General features: G+C 67.1%; 17 protein-coding genes. 8 read left to right on the forward strand and 9 right to left on the reverse strand.

Translation table 11 applies throughout. The features are described from left to right. Window positions 1–66: 66 nt before the first annotated feature. Window positions 67–753 carry an alpha/beta hydrolase gene (locus tag F7R19_RS08710; protein ID WP_150979982.1) on the reverse strand — a complete coding sequence of 229 codons (687 nt, stop codon included), beginning with the start codon at window positions 751–753 and terminating at the stop codon, window positions 67–69. Between the two features lie 81 nt (window positions 754–834). Then, entirely contained in the window at window positions 835–1,140 is a 306-nt protein-coding gene (locus F7R19_RS08715) for a hypothetical protein (protein WP_061959919.1), read from the reverse strand. A gap of 529 nt (window positions 1,141–1,669) precedes the next feature. Between F7R19_RS08715 and F7R19_RS08720 the strand changes: the two genes are divergently transcribed. From F7R19_RS08720 to F7R19_RS08740, 5 genes are all read left to right on the forward strand, one after another. Beyond that, complete coding sequence (locus tag F7R19_RS08720; RefSeq protein ID WP_170292574.1) at window positions 1,670–5,686, forward strand: cobaltochelatase subunit CobN; 4,017 nt, start codon at window positions 1,670–1,672, stop codon at window positions 5,684–5,686. 111 nt (window positions 5,687–5,797) lie between these two features. Beyond that, a complete protein-coding gene (gene cobN / locus F7R19_RS08725; RefSeq protein WP_150979984.1) occupies window positions 5,798–9,580 on the forward strand; it encodes a cobaltochelatase subunit CobN in 3,783 nt (1,260 codons plus the stop codon). Continuing rightward, window positions 9,577–10,659: an ATP-binding protein gene (locus F7R19_RS08730; RefSeq protein ID WP_150979985.1), complete on the forward strand. Its 1,083-nt coding sequence runs from the start codon at window positions 9,577–9,579 to the stop codon at window positions 10,657–10,659. The genes cobN and F7R19_RS08730 overlap by 4 nt, the downstream gene beginning before the upstream one ends. A gap of 77 nt (window positions 10,660–10,736) precedes the next feature. Continuing rightward, window positions 10,737–11,333, forward strand: coding sequence for a vWA domain-containing protein (locus F7R19_RS08735; protein WP_223506074.1), 597 nt, complete (start codon window positions 10,737–10,739; stop codon window positions 11,331–11,333). A gap of 105 nt (window positions 11,334–11,438) precedes the next feature. Then, the gene (locus tag F7R19_RS08740; protein ID WP_061958035.1) at window positions 11,439–12,512 is read left to right on the forward strand and encodes a methyl-accepting chemotaxis protein; all 1,074 of its coding nucleotides are present in this window, start codon (window positions 11,439–11,441) and stop codon (window positions 12,510–12,512) included. Window positions 12,513–12,597: 85 nt separating this feature from the next. On the opposite strand, the gene F7R19_RS08745 is transcribed toward F7R19_RS08740, so the two are convergent. Then, window positions 12,598–13,422 (reverse strand): alpha/beta hydrolase, encoded by an 825-nt coding sequence (locus F7R19_RS08745; protein WP_061958034.1) that lies wholly within the window; start codon window positions 13,420–13,422, stop codon window positions 12,598–12,600. 658 nt (window positions 13,423–14,080) lie between these two features. On the opposite strand from F7R19_RS08745, the gene F7R19_RS08750 reads away from it, so the two are divergent. Together F7R19_RS08750 and F7R19_RS08755 are read left to right on the forward strand one after the other, a co-directional pair. Further along, the gene (locus F7R19_RS08750; RefSeq protein ID WP_150979987.1) at window positions 14,081–14,584 is read left to right on the forward strand and encodes a copper resistance protein CopQ; all 504 of its coding nucleotides are present in this window, start codon (window positions 14,081–14,083) and stop codon (window positions 14,582–14,584) included. Between the two features lie 277 nt (window positions 14,585–14,861). Then, window positions 14,862–15,473: a TetR/AcrR family transcriptional regulator gene (locus tag F7R19_RS08755; RefSeq protein WP_061958032.1), complete on the forward strand. Its 612-nt coding sequence runs from the start codon at window positions 14,862–14,864 to the stop codon at window positions 15,471–15,473. 61 nt (window positions 15,474–15,534) lie between these two features. Here F7R19_RS08755 and F7R19_RS08760 read toward each other — a convergent pair whose 3' ends face one another. The 5 genes from F7R19_RS08760 to F7R19_RS08780 form a co-directional block, all read right to left on the reverse strand. Next, complete coding sequence (locus tag F7R19_RS08760) at window positions 15,535–16,305, reverse strand: alpha/beta fold hydrolase (protein ID WP_061958031.1); 771 nt, start codon at window positions 16,303–16,305, stop codon at window positions 15,535–15,537. Further along, on the reverse strand, window positions 16,302–17,333 hold the full coding sequence (locus tag F7R19_RS08765) for a M14 family zinc carboxypeptidase (protein ID WP_150979988.1): 1,032 nt from the start codon (window positions 17,331–17,333) through the stop codon (window positions 16,302–16,304). The genes F7R19_RS08760 and F7R19_RS08765 overlap by 4 nt, the downstream gene beginning before the upstream one ends. Window positions 17,334–17,353: 20 nt before the next feature. Then, window positions 17,354–18,268 (reverse strand): LysR substrate-binding domain-containing protein, encoded by a 915-nt coding sequence (locus F7R19_RS08770; RefSeq protein ID WP_061958029.1) that lies wholly within the window; start codon window positions 18,266–18,268, stop codon window positions 17,354–17,356. A gap of 181 nt (window positions 18,269–18,449) precedes the next feature. Then, a complete protein-coding gene (locus F7R19_RS08775) occupies window positions 18,450–20,591 on the reverse strand; it encodes a phosphocholine-specific phospholipase C (protein ID WP_061958028.1) in 2,142 nt (713 codons plus the stop codon). A 70-nt stretch (window positions 20,592–20,661) separates the two neighbouring features. Further along, on the reverse strand, window positions 20,662–20,844 hold the full coding sequence (locus tag F7R19_RS08780; RefSeq protein ID WP_150979989.1) for a hypothetical protein: 183 nt from the start codon (window positions 20,842–20,844) through the stop codon (window positions 20,662–20,664). Between the two features lie 486 nt (window positions 20,845–21,330). Here F7R19_RS08780 and F7R19_RS08785 point away from each other — a divergent pair, with 486 nt between their 5' ends. Continuing rightward, entirely contained in the window at window positions 21,331–21,813 is a 483-nt protein-coding gene (locus F7R19_RS08785; protein WP_150979990.1) for a hypothetical protein, read from the forward strand. A 193-nt stretch (window positions 21,814–22,006) separates the two neighbouring features. Here F7R19_RS08785 and F7R19_RS08790 read toward each other — a convergent pair whose 3' ends face one another. After that, window positions 22,007–23,155 (reverse strand): DSD1 family PLP-dependent enzyme, encoded by a 1,149-nt coding sequence (locus tag F7R19_RS08790; protein WP_150979991.1) that lies wholly within the window; start codon window positions 23,153–23,155, stop codon window positions 22,007–22,009. Window positions 23,156–23,173: the final 18 nt, after the last annotated feature.

The following is a 23,173-nucleotide window of genomic DNA, read 5'->3' on the forward strand; positions in this document are numbered from 1 at the left end:
AAGGCGAGGCGCGCAATGGTAGCGCAAACGCCCGCGATAACGGCTTGCCGCGGATGTGCGCGAGGCTCAGCGTGCCGGTGCCAGCCGCGCCTGCAACCAGCGTCCGATGTCGGCAATCTCTTCCAGACAGACCGAATGCGCCATGGGGTAGGTATGCCAATCGACCGGATGTCCCCGCGATGCGACGAAGTCGCGCGCACGTGTACCGAGCGCCAGCGGGACCACATCGTCGTGCGTGCCGTGCGCGGCAAGGATCGGCGTCGCGGCATTGGCGGGCGTGGCTTCGGCCGCCAGCAGATCGACCGACGGAATATAGGTGGAAAGGGCGATCACGCCTGCCAGCGTTTCGGGATGCGTGAGCGCCGTCGTGTAAGCGATCGCGCCGCCTTGCGAGAAACCGGCCAGCACGATTCGCGACGCCGGCACGCCGCGCGCGTTCTCGCGGGCGATCAGCGCGCGGATGGCGTCCCGCGACTGGAGGATGCCGGCTTCGTCCACCTGTCGCCCGGCTTCGTCGAGCGAATAGATGTCATACCAGGCCGGCATCACATAGCCGCCGTTGCACGTGACCGGTATCGCGGGAGCATGCGGGAAGATGAAGCGGATGGCCGGCGCGTCGGGCAAACCAAGCTCGGGCACCACGGGGACAAAGTCGTTGCCGTCGGCGCCCAGCCCGTGCATCCAGATGACGGCGCATGTCGGACCAGGCGCGGTTTCGATTTCTATTGCGGGCAACAAGGCAAATTCAGACATGGCCGATTTCAGTGCGAGGCGCGAGAAAGCGGCCAGTATCGCACAGGCTCATGCGAACCTATGCGACCGGTTCGGCAGCAATCAGGCGGCGGACGGCACGATCGGAATCGTCGTCAGGCCCGGTGCCGAACGCGAGGGCTGCGGCGATTGCAGCGCCGGGGCGTCCGCTTGCGGTGGCGAGGCAAAGCGGCGGTCGGCAACGCCTTCCACGCCGGTTGCGCCCACCTCTTCGAGGAAGGCAATCATGTTGCGGTAGTAATCGACTTGCATCTGCGCTTCTAGCAGGCGACGCTCTGCCTGGAAAAGCGTCAGCCGCATGTCGTGCAGTTCCTTCTCCGCGATTTTCTCGGGCGTCGGCGGACTGAACAAATTTGCAAGCGAACGCATGGCAGTTACCTCCCGGATATGTCAACAGCTGACTAAAAGTGATTCATGCGATTGTCTGCGCCATGCCGTCCAATATAGTCGATCCGACGCAAGGTACACGATGGGTCACCATGGATCATGTGGGGTCGCCCACAAGAATGATTGCCGTCACGCGGCCGGTGCGGTAGATTTATCGCCCAACAGCCAGGGCCCGCATCAGGCACGTCCTGGCTTTGTCTTTTTTACACGCGGCGCTTGCTACAACTTGCCGATTGTGGCGAAAGCTGCCGTCGCGCGCGGCGGTCATCGGGCTTGGACGGCGTGGCAAAAAAAATCTCGTCGGTAAAAAAACCACACGCATGCAGTGCGTGCTGCGGCGCTTGACCACGGGGCGCTCGCGCAGCGTGTCGTTCGCACGACAACAGCATGACAAAGGCACGACAGCGGCATGACGTGCGCGCCGCTCGGGCGGGCAGGTAGAATGCGCAGCCTGCATGGCTGCCGTCACTTTTCCACCGTTCTCATCGCCCCCTTTCCCATCGCTTCTGCCGTGTCCGATTCTTCGCCCGCGCGTTGCCGCTTGCTATGCCGGATCCTGTTGCTGTGGTTGTGGCTGGCATGTCTGCCGGCCCTAGGTGTGGCCGCGCCGATCAAGGTCGTCGTGGTGACATCGCAGCCGCATCTGCTGCCGGCCGCGGCCGCGACGTTTCGCGCGGCCTATGGCAACGACGTGGCCGAATTCAGCTTTGCCACGCGCGTTCCCGATAGCGCCGTGCTCGATCGCGCCGATGTTATTGAAGCGTGGTTCGTACCGCCTGCCGTGCTGCGCGGCATGGCGCCCGCGATGCGCCATGCGCGCGAGCGGGGCGCGTCGATTGTGGCCGCGCCGCTCGAAAGCGCGCAGGCAGCGTGGGGTGTCGGGCCCGATGCGGCGCTGACCGCCGCCGCGCAACCGTATTGGGACGCGGGTGGCGTCGACAACCTTGTGGCGCTGCTCGCGCATGCGGTGGCGGCGCGCCAGCGCGCGGCCGGCATCGCGCCGATCGCGGTGCCGCCGGTGCGCGCGGCGCCAGCGGCTGGCATCTATCATCCGCGCGCGCCGCAACCGTTTGCCTCGCTCGACGACTACCTGCGCTGGTATCGCCCGCAGCAGCGCATGCGCGACGAGGCGCCGCTGGTTGGCATTGCGTTCTACGCCACGTCATGGCGTCAGCGCGATCTTGCGCACATCGACGCGCTGATCGATGCTCTGGAGCGTCGCGGCATCGGCGCCGTGCCGGTATTCGGCTGGCCAATTTCCAGCCTCGATGCGCTGCTGACGCGGCACGGCGGCGCCACGCCGCTGCGCGCGCTGCTTTCGCTGAATCTGACCATTCCGCGCGCCGAAGACAAGGAGTGGCTGGCCAGGCACGGACTGCATGTGATGAATCTGGTCGCCACGCGCGACAGTGCCGCCGTGTGGCAAGCCGATATACGTGGCATTGCCGGGGATCGCCTGCCATTGCTGCTGACCGCGCCCGAGCGCAGCGGCGCCACCGAGCCGATGCTGTTCGCCACGCAGGAGGATCGCGATGGCGCAATCGGCAGCGCCGCGGTGCCGGAGCGCGTGCAGGCCATCGTGGCGCGCGTTGTGCGATGGATAGCGCTGCAGGACAAGCCCGCCGCCCGCAAGCATGTGGCCGTGCTGTACTACAACAATCCGCCCGGACGCGGCAATATCGGCGCGAGCTACCTGGCCACGCTGCCGTCGCTGACGCGGATCCTGCAGCGCCTGCGCGCGGCGGGATACGACACCGGCACCGCCATGCCCGATGCCGCCACGCTGACTGGACTGCTGGAAGCCAGCGGGCGCAACGTCGAGACTTGGTCGCCCGGCGAACTCGATCGCATGGTGCGCGCGGGCCATGTCACGCGGGTGCCCGTAGCGCAGTATCGCCGCTGGTTCGACGCGTTGCCCGCGGCGTTTCGCCAGTCGGTGCTGCAGGCCTGGGGCCCGCCCGAACAGAATCCATTGATGATGACGCGCGATGCGCGTGGCGAGCGTGCGTTCGTGATTCCGGGACTGTTCTTCGGCAACGTGTTTGTTGGACCGCAGCCGTTGCGCTCGACGTTCGAGCGGGCGCTCGACGCTTCGCACGACACGCTCACGCCGCCGCCGCATTCGTATCTCGCCGCCTATCTCTGGTATCGGCACGCGTTTGGTGCCGATGCCGTGGTGCACGTGGGGCGTCATGGCACGCTGGAATGGCTGCCCGGAAAGCAGGTGGCCCAGTCGGGCGAGGACGCATCGGAAGTCCTGCTTGGCGATCTGCCGAACGCCTACGTCTACATCCAGGATGGCGGCGGCGAGGCGATTCAGGCCAAACGGCGCAGCGCGGCGGTGCTGGTCAGCCATCTGTCGCCGTTGCTGGCGTCCGCGGGACAGCCGCCCCTGCTGGCGGCGCTCGACGAGGCCGTCGAGCAGGCCGAAGCCACGCGCGACAGCGCGCCCGAACTCTCGGCGCAGTATCGCAAGCAAGCGCTGCAACAGATGCGCGCGCAAGGGCTGGACCGCCAGTTGGGGCTCGACGCCGATGCGCCATGGGACACCATCGCGCCCACGCTGCACGCCTTCCTGCACAAGGTCGAGGCCGAACCGATGCCGCTTGGCATTCACGCGCTGGGCGAGATGCCGTCGGAGGCCGATCAGGTCGATGCGCTGGCCTTGATGCTGGGCGCGCAGCTGCCGGCGGACGCCGCGCAGCGGCGCGCGTGGGCCGAGGCAATCGTCCGCGGCCACGCACCGGACGGCGGCGACGATACGACGCGCAAGGCGTTGGCGGCGGCGCGGCAGTGGCTTGCCGATCTGCGCAGCTCGCCACAGCAGGAACTCGACGGCCTGATCACCGTGTTGTCCGGGCGATATCTGCCGAGCGGGCCGTTGGGCGATCCGGTGCGCGTGCCAGACAGTCTGCCGACGGGCCGCAATCTGCATGCCTTCGATGGCGCGCGGATCCCCACCCGCGCAGCATGGGCCCTGGGGCAGGAAATGGCCGCGCAAACGCTGGCGCGCTTTGCGCAAGCGTCGGGCGGCGTGCCGCAATCGGTGTCGATGGTCTTGTGGTACGGCGAGACGGAACGTCATCAGGGTGCGATGGAAGCCGAAGCGCTGTACCTGATGGGCGTGGAACCGGTTTGGAATGCGCGCGGCATCGTCGAGGACGTGCGCCTGATCCCGGACGCGCAACTGGGGCGTCCGCGCGTGAACGTGGTGCTGACTACCTCGGGCATCTATCGCGATGGCTTTGGCGACAAGATCGCGCTGCTCGACAAGGCCGCGCGGCTGGCCGCGGCGGCCGGCGAGAACGCAATTAGCCGCCATGACCGCGACGTGACAGCGTTGCTGATCGGGCAGGGCGTCGGCGCGCAGGAGGCGGCCAGGCTGGCGCGTGCGCGTGTGTTTGCCGCGCGGCCCGGCAACTATGCGATCGGCGTGCAGCAGATGGTCGAACAGAGCCGCGACGCCCAGAGCGGACCCGACGCGCTGGCGCAGCAATACCTGCGCAACATGAACTTTGCGTACTCGGCCGAAGGTTGGGGCCAATCCGCGCCGATGGCGCTGGCCAGCCATCTCAAATCGAACCAGGCGGTGCTGTTTTCGCGCACCAGCACGCTTTATGGCGCGCTCGACAACGACGACACCTACCAGTACGCGGGCGGGCTGGCTGCCGCCACGCGCGCCGTTGCAGGCAAGGCGCCGCCGCTGTGGCTGCACAATCTGCGCCGCGCCGGCGAAACGCAGACCGTCGATGCGCAGACCTGGCTCGCCACCGAACTCAACGCGCGCCAGTGGAATCCGAAATGGATCAGCGCGATGCAGCGATCCGGTTACGCGGGCGCGCGCGAAATGGCCCGCGAGGTGGAGCACCTCTATGGCTTTCAGGCGACCGTGCCCGAACAGATGCCCGGCGAGTTCTGGCAACGCACGTATGACGTCTATGTCGCGGACAAACTCGATCTCGGCATGGAGGCGTTCTTTCGCGACGCCAATCCGCATGCCCGCCAGAGCATTCTGGCGCGGCTGCTGGAAGTCGACCGGCAAGGCAGCTACCGTTTCACCGATGCGGAACGCCGCGACATGCTGCGCGCCTACGCGCAGAGCGTGCGGCGCGATGGGCTGTCGTGCACGGCCAATACCTGCGGCAATCCGCTGCTGATGGCGCATATTGCACGCGCCGGCCATGCGGCGCGCATCGATATGAAGGCCCTGGGCCGCGAACTTGCCGATGCCGTGGTCGACCCCGTGCCGCGCGCTGCGCCGATCCGTGCGCGTGAGCCTCACGCCAACGCGCTGCATAGTCAGCGGCACTCCGCCGACGCGCCCACAGCGGGCCCGTCGCCGACGCCGCGCAAAACCGAAGCCGAGCAGGACCGCACGCATGCGGTGACGGGCCAGCGTCTGCTGCCGCAACCGATGCCGACGGCAGACGCCGCGGCGCCGCATGTCCGGCAGCCGTGGATAACGCTGGCGCTTGCGCTGCTGGTGATCGGCGCGGGCGCGTATCGCGCGTGGCGGCGGATGCGCTGAACGTCGCCGTTATCGACCATGGATCGCCTCTGCGCACCAATGGACAGCCCGTCGCGTTCTCCGTATTCTGAGCGCCTTTACGATTTCCGCGCCGTCGGCGCGCGTTGACCGATGCATCTGCTGTCCACCCGGCCGGGAGGCTTTGTCGAGGACAACGCCGTGGTGCTGCGCATCGAGCAGACGCCTGGCGATATTGTCGTGCTGAGCGCGGCCGATACCACGTTGTCGCTGCTGGCCGCCGCCGTGCCCGCACTGGGCGACGATTATCCGCGCGTGCGTCTGGCCAATCAGATGTACCTGCGGCAACCGGCGTCGCTGGATCTGTACATCGACGAGGTGCTGCAGCATGCGCGCGTCGTGGTGGTCGATCATCTTGGCGGCGAAAGTGACTGGGCCTACGGCCTGGAACGGCTGCCCGAACTGGCGCGCGCGCGCAACCAGTTGCTGGTGATGTTTTCGGGCGACCTTGCCGAAGACGACAACCTGTCGCGGCGCGGCAATGCACCGGCCGCGCTGTCGCACCAGCTGTGGCGTTATTTGCGCGAAGGCGGCGCGGGCAACGCCGAACAGTTTTTCCGCTGCATCGGGCACCACGCCTTTGGCCATGCGCAGACCGCCATGCCGGCACAGGTGCTGCCGCAAGCCGCGCTCTATCATCGCGACCGTGGCGTGGCCACCGTACAGGACTGGCAGCGCGAATGGGCCGCGCGGGGCCTGCGCGACGCGCCGGTGGTGGCGCTGCTGTTCTATCGCTCTCACCTGCAGGCGGGCAACACCGAGGTGTTCGACGCGCTGGCCGACGCTTTGCTCGATGCCGGGCTCTGTCCGCTGCCGTTGGCGCTCAGTTCGCTCAAGGAGCCGATCTGCCGCGAGGTTTTGCAGCAGCTGTGCGACGCGCATGGCGTGTCGCTGGTGCTCAATACCACGGCGTTTTCCGCCGCGTCGCTCGATCGCGCGGGAGAGCCCGACACGCCGCTGGCCAACGATGCGCCCGTCCTGCAGGTGATTCTCAGCGGCGGCAATCGCGACGACTGGCTCGCCGATAGCCAGGGCCTGGGCACGCGGGACGTGGCGATGCACGTCGCCATGCCGGAAGTCGACGGCCGCATCATCACGCGAGCCATCAGCTTCAAGGGACTGGCATGGCGTTGCCCGCATACGGAAGTGGATGTGGTGCGCTATCAGCCCGATGCCGGGCGCCTGCGGTTCGTGGCGGAACTGGCGCGCCGCTGGTGCCGCTTGCGCACCGTGCCGGCCGCCGACAAGCGGCTCGCGCTGATCCTGGCGAACTATCCGGCCAGCGAAGGGCGCATCGGCAATGGCGTGGGGCTCGATACGCCGGCCTCCGTGGTGCGCATCCTGTCGATGCTGCGCGATGCCGGCTATGCGCTCGGACCGCTGCCGGCCGACGGCGACGCGCTGATGCGCGGCCTGACGCGCGGCATCACCAACGATGTCGATCAGCATGCATGGCGCCCTGCATTCCAGAGCCTCGCCATGGGCGACTACAAGGCGTGGCTGGCGCAGTTGCCGCAGGCCAACCGCGACGCCGTCACGGCGCGCTGGGGCGCGCCGGAGGCCGATCCGATGGTGCGCGACGGCCGCTTCATGATCGCCGGCGTGCGCAGCGGTCATGTCTTCATCGGCATCCAGCCGGCGCGGGCCTACGGGGTCGACGACTACGCCAGCTATCACGATGCCGAGCTGCCGCCGCCGCACGGCTATCTGGCGTTCTACTTCTGGCTGCGCCATGTGTTTGGCATCGACGCCGTGGTGCACGTGGGCAAGCACGGCAACCTGGAATGGTTGCCGGGCAAGAGCGTCGCGCTGTCCGATGCGTGCTGGCCCGATGTGGTGCTGGGCCCGCTGCCGCATCTCTATCCGTTTATCGTCAACGATCCCGGCGAAGGCGCACAGGCCAAGCGCCGCACGCAGGCCGTGATCATCGACCACCTGATGCCGCCGCTCACGCGCGCGGAAAACTACGGGCCGCTACAGGATCTGGAGCGTCAGGTCGATGAATACTACGAAGCGCTGAGCTTCGATCCGCGTCGCGCCAGGCTGCTGCGGCGCGAGATCCTGAAGTCGATCGTCAGCCAGCAGCTGCATCGCGAACTCGGGCTTGACGCGCCGTCCAGCGGTGAAGACGAAGAGGTGCTGCTCAATCGCACCGACGCATGGCTGTGCGAACTGAAGGAGTCGCAGATACGCGACGGGCTGCATGTCTTCGGGCAATCGCCGGCCGGACGGCAGCGGCGCGATACGCTGGCCGCGCTGGCGCGCTTTCCGGTGGAAGACGGGCAGGGCGCGCGCGCCGGTCTGCTGTCCGCGATGGCGGCCGACCTTGCCCTCGGTGCGGATTTCGATCCCCTCGACGCCGACTGGGCGGCGCCATGGACCGGCCCGCGTCCCGCGTGCCTTGCCGAGGTCGGCGATGGGCCGTGGCGCCATTGCGGCGATACGCGCGAGCGGCTGGAAGCGCTTGCGCTGCGGCTGCTTGAGGACGACACCGACGTCGGCCCGCAATCGCGCGCAGTGATGGCGCGGTTGCGCGAGCAGATAGCGCCGCGCCTCGATGCGTGCGGCGCGCAGGAACTGATGCAGCTCGAACGCGGGCTGGCCGGGCGGTTCGTGCCGGCGGGGCCGAGCGGCGCGCCGTCGCGCGGGCGTCCCGACGTGCTGCCCACCGGGCGCAATTTCTATTCTGTCGATACACGCGCGGTGCCCACGCGCACGGCGTGGACGCTGGGGCTGCGCGCGGCCAACCAACTGATCGAGCGGCATTTGCAGGAGCATGGCGAGTATCCGCGCGCGGTTGGGCTGTCCGTGTGGGGCACCGCCACCATGCGCACCGGCGGCGACGATATCGCGCAGGCGATGGCTCTGCTTGGCGTGCGGCCGAAATGGGCGCACGGCAGCCATCGCGTGGTCGATTTCGAGATCCTGCCGATGACGGTGTTCGACCGGCCGCGCGTCGATGTGACGTTGCGCGTGTCCGGTTTCTTCCGCGACGCGTTTGCCAATCTCGTGGCGCTGTTCGACGCGGCCGTGCAAGCCGTGGCGGCGCTCGACGAGCCCGCCGACGTGAATCCGCTACGCGCGCGCGTACTGGCCGAACAGCAGGCGCTCGAAGCGCAGGGTATCGCGCCCGAACTCGCGCGCCAGCGTGCCGGCTGGCGCGTGTTCGGCGCGCGACCCGGCGACTACGGCACCGGGCTGCAGGCGTTGATCGACACACGGCGCTGGCAAAGCGACGAGGATCTGGCGCAGGCCTATCTGCATGCCGGGGGCTACGCGTACGGTCAGCGCAGCGCCGGCGCCGACGCGCGCGACGCGTTCGCCGCGCGGCTTGCCGAGATCGACGTGGTGCTGCAGAACCAGGACAACCGCGAACACGACATCCTCGACGCCAACGACTATTACCAGTTCCACGGCGGCATGGTGGCGGCCGTGCGGCACCTGGGCGGCGCGCAACCGGCCGTCTATCTGGGCGATCACGCCAACCCGGCCGCGCCGCGCGTGCGTACGCTCGACGAGGAAATCGCGCGCGTGATCCGCACGCGCGTGGTGAATCCAAAATGGATCGACGGCGTCAAACGCCACGGCTACAAGGGCGCGTTCGAGATGGCGGCGACGGTCGATTACCTGTTGGGCTACGATGCCACGGCGCGCGTGGTCGGGGATCACCAATACGCGCTGGTGGCCGACGCCTATGTGCATGACGACGCCACGCGGGCGTTTCTCGCGCAGCACAATCCGCGCGCGCTGCAGGGCATCTGCGAGCGCCTGCTGGAGGCGATGGCGCGCGGACTGTGGCAGGAGCCGGGCGACCATCAAACGCGGATCGCCGGCCATCTGCTCGATAACGAACAGCATCTGGAAGGGATGTCATGACGAAAACGGCATTGCGCCCGATATTTCCATTCAGTGCCCTGGTGGGCCAGGACGCGCTTCAGCAGGCACTGCTGCTGGCCGCCATCGATCCGGGCATCGGCGGCGTGCTGGTGACGGGACCGCGCGGCACGGCAAAATCGACCGCCGCGCGCGCGCTGGCAGAGCTGCTGCCGCACGGGCGCTTCGTGACCCTGCCACTCGGCGCCAGCGAGGAACAACTGACCGGCTCGCTCGATCTTGGACATGTGCTGCAACAGGGCGAGGTGCGGTTCCAGCCGGGCCTGCTGGCGCGTGCGCACGACGGCGTGCTGTACGTCGACGAGGTGAACCTGCTGCCCGATCCGCTGGTGGACCAGTTGCTCGACGTGGCGGCCAGCGGCGTCAATGTGGTGGAGCGCGATGGCCTGTCGCATCAGCATCCGGCGCGATTCGTGCTGGTAGGCACCATGAATCCGGAAGAAGGCGAACTGCGTCCGCAATTGCTCGATCGCTTCGGGCTGGCGCTGGCGCTATCGAACTACGACGACCCGGCGGTGCGGCAGGCGATCGTGCGGGCACGGCTGGACTTCGATACCGATCCCGATGCGTTCCGCGCTGCCGTGGCGGAACGTCAGCGCGATCTGGCGCGGCAGGTGGCGCGCGCGCGTGAAGCGCTTGCGGGCCTGGCGTTCAGCGATGCGGTGCACGATCGTGTCAGCGCGCTGTGCCTGGCCGCCGATGTCGATGGCGTGCGCGCCGACCTCGTGATGCTGCGCGCGGCGCGTGCGCTGGCGGCATGGCGCGGCGACCCTGCCGTGCGCGCCGATCATGTCGATGCGGTGGCAGAGCTGGTGCTGCACCATCGACGTCACGCGCAAGGCGAGACATCGCAGCCAAGGCAAGACGCGCAGTCCGCACCGTCGAAGGGTGGGCCGGCGCCGTCGCATGGCGAGCAGGGAGGGCAGGACGGTCCTGCGCCCGACCATCGCCAGAGCGCCGACCCATGGGGTGCGCTGCCGCCGCCGCAGACCGCCGGCATTGCCGACGTCAAACCGCTGAAACCGTTCCATATCGGGAATCGCACCGCAAAAAAAGCCTGAGCCACCGGCGCGCCGCCGCGCAGCAGCGGCAGGGCGGCCACCGGTGGCAGGCGCCCCGGCTCGTATCGAAGGGTTCCGTGTCGCATGACGGCGCACCGGGCGCGCGCGTGCACTGGCCGCGCACGCTGGCCGCCAAGCGCGACCGGGCGCTGGCCGCGCCTCATCTGCGCTATCGCCATGTGTCGGCGCGCGGCGGGGAGCTGCATTGCATCGTGCTCGATTGTTCTGCATCGATGCTGCAAGGCGACCAGCTGGCGCTGGCCAAGGGCGTACTCGTGCGCCTGATCGAACGCGCCTATCAGGCGCGCGCCGATGTTGCGCTGGTGTGTTTCGCGGCCGGGCAGGCGGAAGTCCGTCTGGCGCCGTCGCGCGCGCGGCGCTGGAACGACGACTGGATCCGCCCGATCGCCGGCGGTGGCGGCACGCCGCTGGCGCTTGGTGCGGCGCGCGCGGACCAGTTGCTCGCGCGCCAGACTCGGCTGCGTCCCGCGCAGCGCCGCTGGCTCTGGCTGCTCAGCGACGGCCGCACCACCGAAACGCCGTCCCGGCCCGCGTGGGCCCACCATATCGTGGTGGTCGACGTCGAGCGCCAGGCCCTGGCGCTGGGCCGCTGCCAGCAGCTGGCGCAGGGCTGGGACGCCGAATACCGCAACGCCGAAACGCTAACGCTCTGAACGCTAAAGTTTCGCCGTTACCTGTCCGTTAGCCCATCGATAGCCCCGGACTACGCGGGGCGCAAACGAGGAGCGGACTGCATCATGGCTTGGGACAACTTGAGTATGCGCATCCGGTTGGGTGCGACATTTGGCGTGATCTTGTTGCTGGTGGCGATCATGATGACGCTGGCGCTTGACGCGATGCCGGACAGCGGTCCGCGCGGCTGGATCTGGGGCCTAGGCGCCGCGGTGCTGGCCTTCAGCGTGATCTGCTGGTTCCGGCTGACGGGTGCCATCGAGGTGCCGCTCAGGGAAGCGGAATTCATCGCGGAAACGGTGGCCGCCGGGGACCTGAGCAAGGAATTCGAAACCGATCGCGGCGGCGATTTCGGTCGTCTGCTGGGCGGACTTGGCGAAATGGAGGACATGCTCACCGACCTGGTCACGCGCATCAAGTCGGCCAGCGATTCGATTTCATCGGCATCGCAGCAGATTGCGGTGGGCAACACCGATCTGTCGCAGCGCACCGAGGAGCAGGCCGCGACGCTGCAGGAAACCGCGTCGAGCATGAGCGAACTGACCACCATGGTCAAGCAGAACACCGACCGCGCGCGCACGGCCAACGGGCTGGCGGCATCGGCGTCCGATATTGCGGAGCGCGGCGGCGAACTGGTCGGCAAGGTGGTGAAGACGATGGACGCGATCAGCGTCAGTTCCCGCAAGGTGACCGACATCATCGCCGTGATCGAGGGCATCGCGTTCCAGACCAACATCCTGGCGCTGAACGCGGCCGTGGAAGCCGCGCGCGCCGGCGAGCAGGGCCGCGGCTTCGCGGTGGTGGCGGGCGAAGTGCGCACGCTGGCCCAGCGCAGCGCAGCGGCGGCCAAGGAGATCAATGTGCTGATCCACGATTCGGCGAATCAGGTGGAAAGCGGCTCGGCGCTGGTCGGGCAGGCCGGTGCGACGATGGACGAAATCGTGCAGGCAGTGCGCCGCGTCACGCAGATCCTTGGCGAGATCGCCGTCGCGTCCGAACATCAGAGCGCCGGCATCGAACAGGTCAACGTGGCCGTTACCCAGATGGACGATGTCACGCAGCAGAACGCGGCACTGGTGGAGCAGGCGGCGGCCGCATCGTCCGCGCTGGCCGATCAGGCCCAGGAACTGCAAAAGGTGGTGGGCGAGTTCAAGCTGTAAGCGCGCCGGAGGAGTCCGGGCGGCAGTGACGCGACACGCGTTAGAGGCGTCAGTGGCGGTATGGGCGCTATGGGCGCTATAGGGGCTATAAGCGCCCGCTTTGCAGGTAGCCGATCACCGGCGCCCAGAACTTGTTCATGAACGCCGGTTCGATGGCGGCGTTATGGGGCAGGTCTTCAAACACGACCAGGCGGCTTGGCGCATGCACGGCATGGGCCAGGTCCTCTGCGTGGCCGAACGGGATGGTCTCGTCGCGCCGGCTGTGTATCAGCATCACTGGCATTCTCAGCGCGCGCAGCCGGGCAACGTTGTCCCACGGATTCGGCAAGGCCCACGCGATCCAGCGCGGCACAAGGCCGGTGGCGACCGCCGCCGCGCGCGCGGAGCGAAATCCGGCCCCGATCACCGCGCCGTCAGGCTGAGGATGCAGATCGCCCAGCACATCGAGCAACACGCCGCTGCCCAGCGAATAGCCCATCACATGATGGCGCGCGGCGCGTGGCGCCACCGCACGGAACTGCGCATACGCCGCCAGGGCGTCTTCGCGCAAATGGCGCACGCTGGGCTTGCCCGTGCTGGTGCCATATCCGCTGTAATCGAACACGAAGGAGCTGATGCCCGCGGCATGGAGCAAGGCCTGCACGGGCGCCCAGTCGCCCAGCGACTCCTCGTCGCCATGGAACACCGCCAATGCCGGGGCCGCGGGATTGGCGGCGCCGACCCACGAAGCGTGCAGCCGACGGTCGCCGCTCGGGAATACGTATTGGCGCGAAGCCACGCCAAAGTCGTCAGGCGTTTGCGTGCCGACGGGGCCGGGCACGAATGCCTCGCGTTCGATCGCGCGGTACAGCAGCAGGCGACCCAGACCGGCCGCCGCGACCAGACCCGCCAGCCCCGCGAGCCCCAGCATGCCGACGAGCCAGCGCCGGGACGGGGCGGGGGGCGCAGGATCGACAGCGCTCGCCCCACCGGGCTCCCGCGCGGCGAAAGGAGCAGGCCCGGTACGAGCGCCGGTATCCGGATCTGGGTGGGGTTCGGGCGGCATGAGTTGTTGAATGCTCCGCAAAGGTCGGGCGCCGAGTGCGTCCGCAAAGTAGGTGGCGTGCGGGACTGTATCTGGCCGCGCGTTCGTGCGGTGTGGTGCGGACGCGACTGCAGTATCTGTAACCCTAGCACCTGTTGTGCCGGAAGGCAGGGCGGCACACACGGTGCAGCGCGGGATCGATCACAAATTCCTGAAGAATCAATTAGATATCGCCTAAATTGACCTGATCAATCGCGCCGATAGAAAAGTTTTTGCGCGCGCACTGCAAATCGTCCTTGCTTATCTATCTATAGGTAGATAGTATTCAGGCCATGGACAGCGACGCAACAACAAGCAATAGCGGTTTAGCGAAAACTGTCCACGCAACACCAGGCAGTTTGTCAGTACCGGAGGCGGTATTTTTTTGGATCGATAAATCTATCTAGCAGTAGATAGCAAAAGAATCCGCCGAATCGCAGCACAGACAATCGCCCCGCGATCCACCACCGAACCGAGATCGCCCGGCCTTATCACGGAGAGCATCATGAACGCCAAGACCATCCTGACCGCCGCCACCCTTGCAGCCGCTTTTGTGACGGGCGCCGCCCAAGCAGCCCAGCCGCGCGGTGAAGTCTACGGTTATACGTATCGCATCAACGATCAACGCAGCGCCTTTACCGACGGCGCGCGCCAAGGCAAGTTCGACGCCTTCAGCGAAGGTGCGCGCATCGGCAACCGTGATGCCTACACCGACGGCGCGCGCATCAGCAACCGCGACGGCTACACCGACGGTGCACGCATCAGCAATCGCGACGGCCTGAGCGCCAGCATCGGCAATCGCGACGTGTACTCGGAGGGCGCCCGCAACGCCGATCCGTACACCGACGGCGCGCGCTTCGTAGCCGGCCTGGACCGCACCGGCGTTTCGGCCAGCCCGGCCCGTTCTGCCGATCCGTACCTGGACGGCGCCCGCGGCAATGGCCCGCGCAACCCGTACTTCGACGGCGCACGCTCGACCGACGTGTACACCGACGGCGCACTGGTCTGAGCGCAACGGCGCGCGACTTGCCAGGATTTGGCGGTCGCGCCAACGCAGACGGGCCTCCCTCGAATCGAGAGGAAGGCCCGTCTGTTTTCCAACAGGAAGCACTACGATGAAAACGCTTGGGCACGATGCCCTGATTCTGGGCGGATGGCTGGCACTTTGTGCAGCCAGTGGTTCAGCCGTCACGCTGGTGGTGCAAACACTGGTGTAATCGGCCTGGAGATTGACTCCGGGAAAATCCCGGTTGAGTATCTATCTTCGTGTAGATAAAGTTCCCACCATGAAAACGCAACCTGTTCGCGAGCAACTGCTCGAACACACGCTGGTGCTGATCCGCAGCCGCGGCTTCAACGGCTTCAGCTACCGCGACCTGGCCGAGCTGGTGGGGGTCAAGACCTCCAGCATCCACTATTACTTTCCTTCCAAGGACGATCTGGTCCTGGAAGCCGTGCGGGAATACAGCCGACGCATCTCCGAGCGGCTGGCGGGCATCGATTCGAGCCTGCCGGTGCTGGAGCAGGCCCGGCTTTACCTCGACCCGCTGCGCCAGACGTGCGGTTCGGGGCAGATCTGCCTGGCCGGCATGTTGTCGACGGAAATCCTGAGCCTGCCCGAATCGGTCCACCATGTGCTCAAGGAGTTCTATCACATCAACGAGGCGTGGCTGACCAAGCTGCTCGAACGCGGCCAGAAGGAGCGCGATACGCCGTATCCGGTGCCCCCGGCCATGCTGGCGCAGGTGATTTATGGATCGCTGCAAAGCGGGCTGATCGCGGCGCGGCTTTTCGGCACGCAGGAACGCCTGGAAGCGGCGGCTGAAACGCTGCTCGGCGCGCTGTGCAACAAGCGCGCGAAAGCGTTGCTGGAATCCCAGGCCGCCTGCGCCGCCTGAGCGCGGCGTCGCCCCGCACCGACAAGCACAACAAAACGTCGCAAACGCCGGATGGCTCACGTCATCCGGCGTTTTTCGTTTGGGCGTCGAAGCGGGATACCGTGTCGCACAGCCATTGGGCGTCATCGTGCGGCAGGTCGTGGCCAGCCCACGGATGCCGCGCCGTATCGACATGCGGCGCCCGCCACGCCCCAGCCAGGCGCGTCGAACAGACCGGATCGACAAGCCGGTCCGCGTCGGACGACACGATCAGGGTCGGGCAAGCCGGCGCCGTCGGCTGCGCGCGGAAGCGCGCGGCGGCGATCAACTGGCGCATCGCCGAGCGGCGCGACACGGGCGCGCTCAGGCCGATCTCCACCCAGCGCGACAGATCCGCATCGCGCGTATCGAGCCGTTCGCACGTCAGCCGATGCACGGTGCGCTCGCAGCGCGCGCGGTCATGCCAATGGCTGGCCATGCCGATCAGGGCGGCCCAGTTTTGCGGCCGCAAGCGTTCGGTTGCGGTGCTGAAGGGGCGCATGCTCGTGTTGATCAGCACCAGTTGCGCAACGTCGGCGGGCCATGCCTGTGCCCAACTGGTGGCTACCATCGCGCCGAGTGACATCGCAAGGATGCGCCACGGACCGTCTGTGCCCGATGCTCGCGCCGCGTCGCGCACGGCCTGCGCCATGCCTGCGACATCGCCGGGCACCGGTTGCTCGCGTGCATGGCCATTGCCCGGCAGATCGATCAGCAGCGGCTGCCCGAGTCCACACGCCGCCCAGCGGGCCGGCAGGTCGTCCCAGTGGCGCGATTCGCGCGTCAGCCCGCGCAGGAAGATCCACTGACTCATGGCGCGCCGTTGCGGTTCTGCCAGTGGGCGCGCGCCTGTTCCAGCAAATGCAGGCGATGCGGACCGTGCGGCAGCCAGCGTTCGGGCGCCACCGCCACGCGGCCCAGAAAATCGAACAGGCTCACATGGCGGCGCAGCACCCGTGCGGTGCGGTGCGCCTTGATCGGGTTGAAGATGCCAGCGCGCGAGAACAGCTGGCGCGGGTTTTTCTTGATCCACAGCCACGAACCCAGCTCTAGCGTCATCGGCAGAAACAGGTTGTGCGCCGGGGTGCGGTCGTAGGCGTAGTCCCACAGGTCGCCGTGCAACAGGTACTGGTGGCTTTGCGGCTCGAATGCGTAGCCGTGGTGCGGATGGGCCTGTTCGAACATGGTCTTGAGCAGGTACATCTCCGGAAAATGCGGCATCGGCGCGTGCGTGCGCGCATAGGGAAACCAGATGCTGTCGCGCCAGCCGTAGCCCGAATGGCAATCGACGGCAAAGCTGAGCGGCCGCGTCAGCAGTTCCGTTTCCACCACGCGCAGCAGCGCCAGGCTTTCGGGTTCCATCGGCGCCCCGGCGCGGCCGCGATACCACGGCAGCCACGCGCCGATGCGCTGGCCGCCCGCCAGGAAGGGCACCGATGCGTCGGCGTTCTGCGGCGCGTTGCGCATCAGGTCGACGCCGTTCGGATTGGCGCGCGTGGCCACGTACATGCCGCCCGGATTGACGATCGGCATGAACACCAGCCGCACCGTTTCCAGCTGGCGATGCAGCAGTTCGTCCCAGGCCAGCCTGCACAACACCGATCGCATGTAGTCGAGCACCAGTTGCGTGCCGATCCGTTCCAGCCCGTGAATGCCGCCGAAGATGCCGATCGCGGGCGCATCGGGTGCGCGCGTGCCGAGGCTCGCCACATGCACGGCAAACGTGTGATCGCGCGCGGCCACGTTGCAGACCACTTCGGTCTGGAACCATGGCGCCCCAAGCTCCAGCAACGCCAGCAACTGGTCGTACTCGGGGAAACTGGGGCGGCCCGGATCGGTCATCGTAGGGGGCGTGGCGACGGTCAGTTCAATATAGGCGCTGGGGGCGGCGCTTCACAGCGGCGGCTGGCCGCGTGGCCCGGCGTCACCAGGCAGTCCAGCAGCGCGCCCACCAGCCGCGTGTTGCAGCGGGTCTTCAGGCAGTACAGGTATTCGTGGATCACCGGCGCATCGTTGGCGAAGCGCACCACGGCCAGCGCGGGATCGTGCGGCACTTCGCCGGCGGGCATCACGCTCGCGCCGAGGTTGTGCCGAATCGCCTCGCAGATCGCCTCGCGGCTGCCGATGACGGTGTGCGCGGGCAGCTCCGCGCCCACCGCATGCAGCGCGGATTCGGTGGCTTCGCGCGTCATCGATCCTTGCTCGCGCACCAGCAGATGGCAGCCCGACAATTCGGCTACGTCGACATGCACGCGCCGCGCGAGCGGATGCGCGGGATGCACCACCAGCACCATCGGATCCGCTGCCAGCATCACGCGATGCAGCCGGGCGTCGCCGAGCGCGTGCGACGACACGGCGGCATCGATGCGATATTCGTAGAGCGCATCGATCATCTGCTTGGAATTGCCGATCTGGATGCTGATCTCGATGGCCGGATAGCGCTGGCGAAACGCGGCCACGCTGCGCAGGATGTAGTAGGGGCCGGTGGCGCCGATGCGCAGGTTGCCAAAGCTCAGGTTGCCGGCATTGCGCAGCAGGAAATCGGCGTTGCTTTCCTGCTGGGTGATCTGCTCGGCCAGCGGCATCAGCGCTACGCCCACGTCGCTCAGGTCCACGCGGCCGGCGCGGCGGTGGAACAGCTCCACGCCGTAAAGGTCTTCGAGTTGCCGGATCCGCCCGGTGACGGTGGGCTGACTCACGCGCAACTGGCGCGCGGCGGTCGTGATGCTGCCTTGTCGAGCCACCTCGTAAAACGTCATCAACAGGTCGCCAAGCATGCAAGTCCCGGGAGAGCCAGATCAGCCCGGGACTTTAAGTCGGAAATATGACAGCGTGACGACCGACCCACACGTTCGGCGCGACCCACCAGGCCGCGCCTGCGTCCCTCGGCGTGCGTGCAGGCGCGCGGGAGCGCGCCGGAAATCGCTGCCCGCGCGCCGGGCCGAGTGCGTCGGCGTGTCAGCCGCCCATCGCCGGGTCCGACGTGGTGTGCGTGCCGTTTTCCAGCCGGCCGGCAAAGCGGCGGCTGAATCCGCCTTGCTGCGTGGTCACCGTGAAGTCATACCAGTTTGCCTGGGAGCCCACCGGCCAGTGTTGGTCCAGTTCCTTGCCGGGCGGCAGTTCGAACGCCCAGGGGCCGTCGTTGCGATAGGCATTGGGCTTCACGGTGAACGTGCATGCCGTGCTGCCGCGATTGATCAGCGTGAGCCAGACGTGCGCATTGGCTTCGTCGTAGCAGACGCGGATCTCGGGCGCGGCGCCACCGCCGGCCGTCTTCTGCGCGCTGACGTCGCCGGCGAACGCGCGGTGGAAACCGTTCGGGCCCAGCACCCAGAGGTCATAGCGGCCGTTGTCGGCCAGTACATCGAGCTTGGCGTCGAACGACTGGCCCGCATCGATCGCGTAGCGGCGCGGTACGTTGCCGAGGTTGAGCTTGTCATAGACATGGAACACCGCGGCCTGCTTGCCGTCGTTCTTGAAGCGCAGCCAGAACGTGTTGGTGTTCGGATCTTCCAGGCCGCTGACGTGCAGCGAATACGGCAGCGCGCGTGACGGCCGCGTGCCTGACTGCTGTTTGGGCATGGTCTGCGTGGCGACGCTTGGCGCGGGGATCTGCGCCTTGGCATCCTGCGCCGCGCGCAGTGCGTCGGCATCGGTCTTGATCAGCGGCGTGAAGGCCAGCGCGGCGTTGCCATTCGGATTGACGAAGTCGAAGGCCGAAGTCAGGTCGCCCATGATCGCGCGGCGGTATGCGCTGATGTTGGTCTCGGCCACGCCAAAGCGCTGCTCCAGGAAGCGCAGCACCGACGTGTGGTCGAACACCTGCGAGTTGACCCAGCCGCCGCGGCTCCACGGCGACACCACGTACATCGGCACGCGCGGGCCGGGGCCGAATGGCGTCTTGTCGACGCTGTAGTACTCCGGCGATGCATCCATCGACGTGTAGCCGATTGGCTTGCCGGTGCTGTCCAGCGCGGGGGCGCACGGCGGCGGCAGATGGTCGAAGAAGCCGTCGTTCTCGTCGAAATTGATCAGCAGGACCGTGCGGCTCCAGACGTCGGGATTGGCGGTCAGCGCGTCCAGCACCTGCTGCGTGTACCACGCGCCCTGCACCGGGCTGGAAGGCCCCGGATGCTCCGAATAGGTGGCGGGCGCGACGATCCACGACACCTGCGGCAGCGTGCCGGCCGCCACGTCGTCGCGCAGTGCCTGCAGGAAGCCGTTGTCCGGCATGGTGTTGGCAATGCCCTTGTACAGCGGGTTGCCGGCGTCGTCCGCGGCAGTGTAGGCGGGATACGGCGACCCGTTGGCCGCGTTGCCGCGCGCAGCGTTGGCGGCGCGATATTGCTGGAAGCCGGCCAGCGGATTGTCGGTGAAGTTGTCCGGCATGTTCTGGTAGACCTTCCATGTCACGCCGGCGGCCTGCAGGCGCTCGGGGTAGGTGGTCCACGTGTAGTTGATGCCGGTGGCGTCGAGCGAATCGCCGCTGTTGTCGATGACCGGGCCGCCGTTCTTGCCGAACGGATCGTTGGTGCCGGTCCAGTGGAACAGGCGGTTGGTGTTGGTGCCGCCGTGGAAGCTGCAGTGATAGGCGTCGCAGAGCGTGAACGCATCGGCCAGCGCGAACTGGAAGCCAAGCTCCTGCTGCGTGTAGTAGCCCATCGATTGCGTCTTCTTCGATGTCGGCCACGCGCTCATGCGACCCAGGTCCCACGCAGCTTGCCCATCGGGCTGGCTGTGCGGCGTGCCGCTCACGCGCTGCGCGTTGCCGACCGACTGGTCGAGGTGATACGGCAGCACGATACGGTTGGTGTTGCCGCTGGCGTAGGTCTGCTGGAACACATTGCGTCCGCCGGGCAGCGGAATCGGGAAGCGGTCGCCAAAGCCGCGCACGCCTTTCATCGTGCCGAAGTAGTTGTCGAACGAGCGGTTCTCCTGCATCAGGATGACCACGTATTCGACATCGCGAATCGATTTGGTGGCGTTATTGGCGGGAATTGCCAGGGCGCGCCGGATGGCGGGCGGGAAGGCGGCAAGCGCGGCGGTGGCGGCGGCGCTGCCGCCGGCCATCTTCAGAAAGTTGCGTCGGCTGGAAGTCATGTCGTTGTTTGCCAAGGAAGTTCGGTTTGCGCGAAAAGGTGCGTAGGTCGGGTCGGGCGTTGCGCAGGCCTCAGGGCGCGCACTTCATTTGCGGTTTGACTTCGGGCGTGCCAGCGTCGGGCTTGTTGGGCGACGGGTTGCCGTTGTTGTTGTCGTCGCCGCCGCCGCAGGCGGTCAGCGCCGTGCAGAGTAGCAGGGCGGCCAGCATGCCCAGCGGGCGAACCCGGGCAACGTGTCGGATGGCTTCGGTCATGGTCGTGTCTCTTGCGGGGGAGGGCCCGGCAGCCTGCGCCGCCCGGGCAAATGCGTGGTGGCATATGCGCTGTGCAGCGTAAGCAACGGCAACGGCACCCCGGTGACATCCAACCGAAAGTTTCCGATCCCGGTATTCGCACTTTTTGGTGCGTAATGTGCAGACATTGGAATTGCCTGCCAGGGGAGGGGATCCCCGTCGCGCACCAGCGTTTCAATCCCTCGAAATGCAAATTGGATGCTGCAATGCACCAAGCGCTGTGCTAAGGTTTTAGGCGTTTCCCTCAAGAAAGTGCGCACACGGCTCGCCGTCCGATCTGCGCCAGTTTCCGGGAAACCGCGCCAGTCCTGCGTTGCAGGGCGATGGCGCGGGCATTGACCTCAAAGCACCATTCTTGTTGCGGCCGCAACGCGCCGTGACCTTGCTTGTAAACGGGGCATGCTGCCACCAATCTGGTAGGCGGAAGGGCGCTTGCAGGAGCTGCATATGGAAAAAGAAACCGGTTACGTCTGGCATTACACAGTGGGTACGCCGTTGGCCGAGATTGCGCGGTCCGGGAGTCTCTTGCCGGCTGCCGCCCGTACACTCGATCCCCGCTCGTGCGAGGAAATCCTCTGGTTCTCGCGCAATCAGCAATGGGACCCGTCCGCCATGAAGGACGATGGGCTGAGCCAGGCGCGCCACGCCCTCACGCGTGCCGCGCTGCACATGCGTTTTGGCCTGTATCGGTTTGGCCTGCCGGAGGCCGATATTCGGCTCTTACCGTGGCCGACCGTCACGCGCGTGGCCGACATCGACGTGCCCGAGGCCATGAACATGGTTGCCACCGGGCTGCGCTGCGGCGCCGCCCCGACCGACTGGATCGGCACGCTGTCGGCGATTCCGCTCGACGATTTGCGCTTCGAGCGTTGGACCGGCACATCCTGGGTGTCGGCCGACCTGAACGAACTGGTTGCCCAGTCCGCCTGAGATGCGCTGGGATGTACTCAGATGCGCCGCGATGCGCCTGAGTTGAGCCTCAAGCACCCCTTAGTCCCGCTTAGCGATTGCGCATGAATCGCGTCGACATTGCGGCCCCGGTCGCGACCTGATCACATCCCGCACCATCCTGCTCGCATCCGTTGTGCCATCGATGCGGATGCTGCGTGCCGGGTACGGCGCGTCAGCGGCTCAATCCACGCGCCGCCACGGGCCACACGCATTCCACCACGCCGCCCCGCACGCCCACCAACTCGTCGTACAGATTGAGCGTGGGATCGCAATGACCGGGCACCAGCATCATGCGGCTGCCCAGCGGCGGCAGCCCCCCAGTGGAGGTTCCGGATTTCGGCATGACGATGCCGTGCTCGTCGTTGGCCGCCACGTAATCGAGCGTTGCCGACGCGGCGCCATCGTCCCAGATCCAAGGCAGACCGGAATCGACCGCCATCGACTTGAGGCCCGCATCGACCACCACGCGATCGCGCGCGGCCACGCTCATGACGGCCGTGGCGATAAACAGGCTGTGCTCGAAGCGCAGCGCTCCCGCGTAGGTATTGGCGCCGTAGTCGGCATCCATGAACACATAGGAGCCCGGCTGAATCTCGGTGTAGACGCCGCTTGCCAGATCGAACTCGACGCTGCCGCTGCCGCCGCCCGTGACCACCTCGCACGCCACGCCAGCCGCTTCCAGTTGTGCGATCACCGCGCCGGTACGGTCCGCCGCACGTGCCGCGCCATCGCGACGCTCATGCCAGCCGCGCAGATGCTGGATGCCGCCGTGATACGCCTGCAGGCCACGCATCGTCAGTTGGGGATGGGCGTTGATGCGCTCCACCAGTGCCAGCACCGCCGCGCCGTCGGCTACGCCGCAGCGGCCTTGTCCCACGTTGATTTCGACGAAAACGTCCAGTTGCGTGCCGGCCGTCTGCGTGGCGACGGCGAGGGCGTCCACCTGCGCCACATCGTCGACACATACGCTGATGCGCGCGTGCCTGGCCAGTTCGGCCGCCAGCGCGGCCTTCACCGGGCCGGCCACCTCGTTGCTGATATGGATGTCACGCACGCCCGCGCGCACGAATGGCACCGCTTCGCTGACCTTCTGGCAGCAGATCCCCACGGCGCCGCGTGCGATCTGCACCAGCGAGATGTCGGGGCATTTGTGCGCCTTGGCGTGCGGGCGCAGCTTCACGCCGGCGTGATCGGCGGCGGCCTGCATGCGGTCCACATTGCGCGAGAACGTGTCCAGGTCGAGCACCAGGGAAGGTGTGTCGATGGTGTCGGCAGCTTGGCCAGGTTGCGCGGCAGGTGGCAGGGCGAAGGAAATGGACATGGCTTGGCGGCAAATAAA

This window comes from Cupriavidus pauculus, assembly GCF_008801835.1.
Classification (GTDB): Bacteria; Pseudomonadota; Gammaproteobacteria; order Burkholderiales; family Burkholderiaceae; genus Cupriavidus; species Cupriavidus pauculus.

Coding starts and splice junctions, on each gene's coding strand:
- cobN (WP_150979984.1), top strand. CDS start 5,798: ATGCATCTGCTGTCCACCCGGCCGGGAGGCTTTGTCGAGGACAACGCC.
- F7R19_RS08745 (WP_061958034.1), bottom strand. CDS start 13,422: ATGCTGGGGCTCGCGGGGCTGGCGGGTCTGGTCGCGGCGGCCGGTCTG.
- F7R19_RS08765 (WP_150979988.1), bottom strand. CDS start 17,333: ATGACCGATCCGGGCCGCCCCAGTTTCCCCGAGTACGACCAGTTGCTG.
- F7R19_RS08740 (WP_061958035.1), top strand. CDS start 11,439: ATGCGCATCCGGTTGGGTGCGACATTTGGCGTGATCTTGTTGCTGGTG.
- F7R19_RS08715 (WP_061959919.1), bottom strand. CDS start 1,140: ATGCGTTCGCTTGCAAATTTGTTCAGTCCGCCGACGCCCGAGAAAATC.
- F7R19_RS08775 (WP_061958028.1), bottom strand. CDS start 20,591: ATGACTTCCAGCCGACGCAACTTTCTGAAGATGGCCGGCGGCAGCGCC.
- F7R19_RS08750 (WP_150979987.1), top strand. CDS start 14,081: ATGAACGCCAAGACCATCCTGACCGCCGCCACCCTTGCAGCCGCTTTT.
- F7R19_RS08755 (WP_061958032.1), top strand. CDS start 14,862: ATGAAAACGCAACCTGTTCGCGAGCAACTGCTCGAACACACGCTGGTG.
- F7R19_RS08730 (WP_150979985.1), top strand. CDS start 9,577: ATGACGAAAACGGCATTGCGCCCGATATTTCCATTCAGTGCCCTGGTG.
- F7R19_RS08785 (WP_150979990.1), top strand. CDS start 21,331: ATGGAAAAAGAAACCGGTTACGTCTGGCATTACACAGTGGGTACGCCG.
- F7R19_RS08770 (WP_061958029.1), bottom strand. CDS start 18,268: ATGCTTGGCGACCTGTTGATGACGTTTTACGAGGTGGCTCGACAAGGC.
- F7R19_RS08780 (WP_150979989.1), bottom strand. CDS start 20,844: ATGACCGAAGCCATCCGACACGTTGCCCGGGTTCGCCCGCTGGGCATG.
- F7R19_RS08760 (WP_061958031.1), bottom strand. CDS start 16,305: ATGAGTCAGTGGATCTTCCTGCGCGGGCTGACGCGCGAATCGCGCCAC.
- F7R19_RS08790 (WP_150979991.1), bottom strand. CDS start 23,155: ATGTCCATTTCCTTCGCCCTGCCACCTGCCGCGCAACCTGGCCAAGCT.
- F7R19_RS08710 (WP_150979982.1), bottom strand. CDS start 753: ATGTCTGAATTTGCCTTGTTGCCCGCAATAGAAATCGAAACCGCGCCT.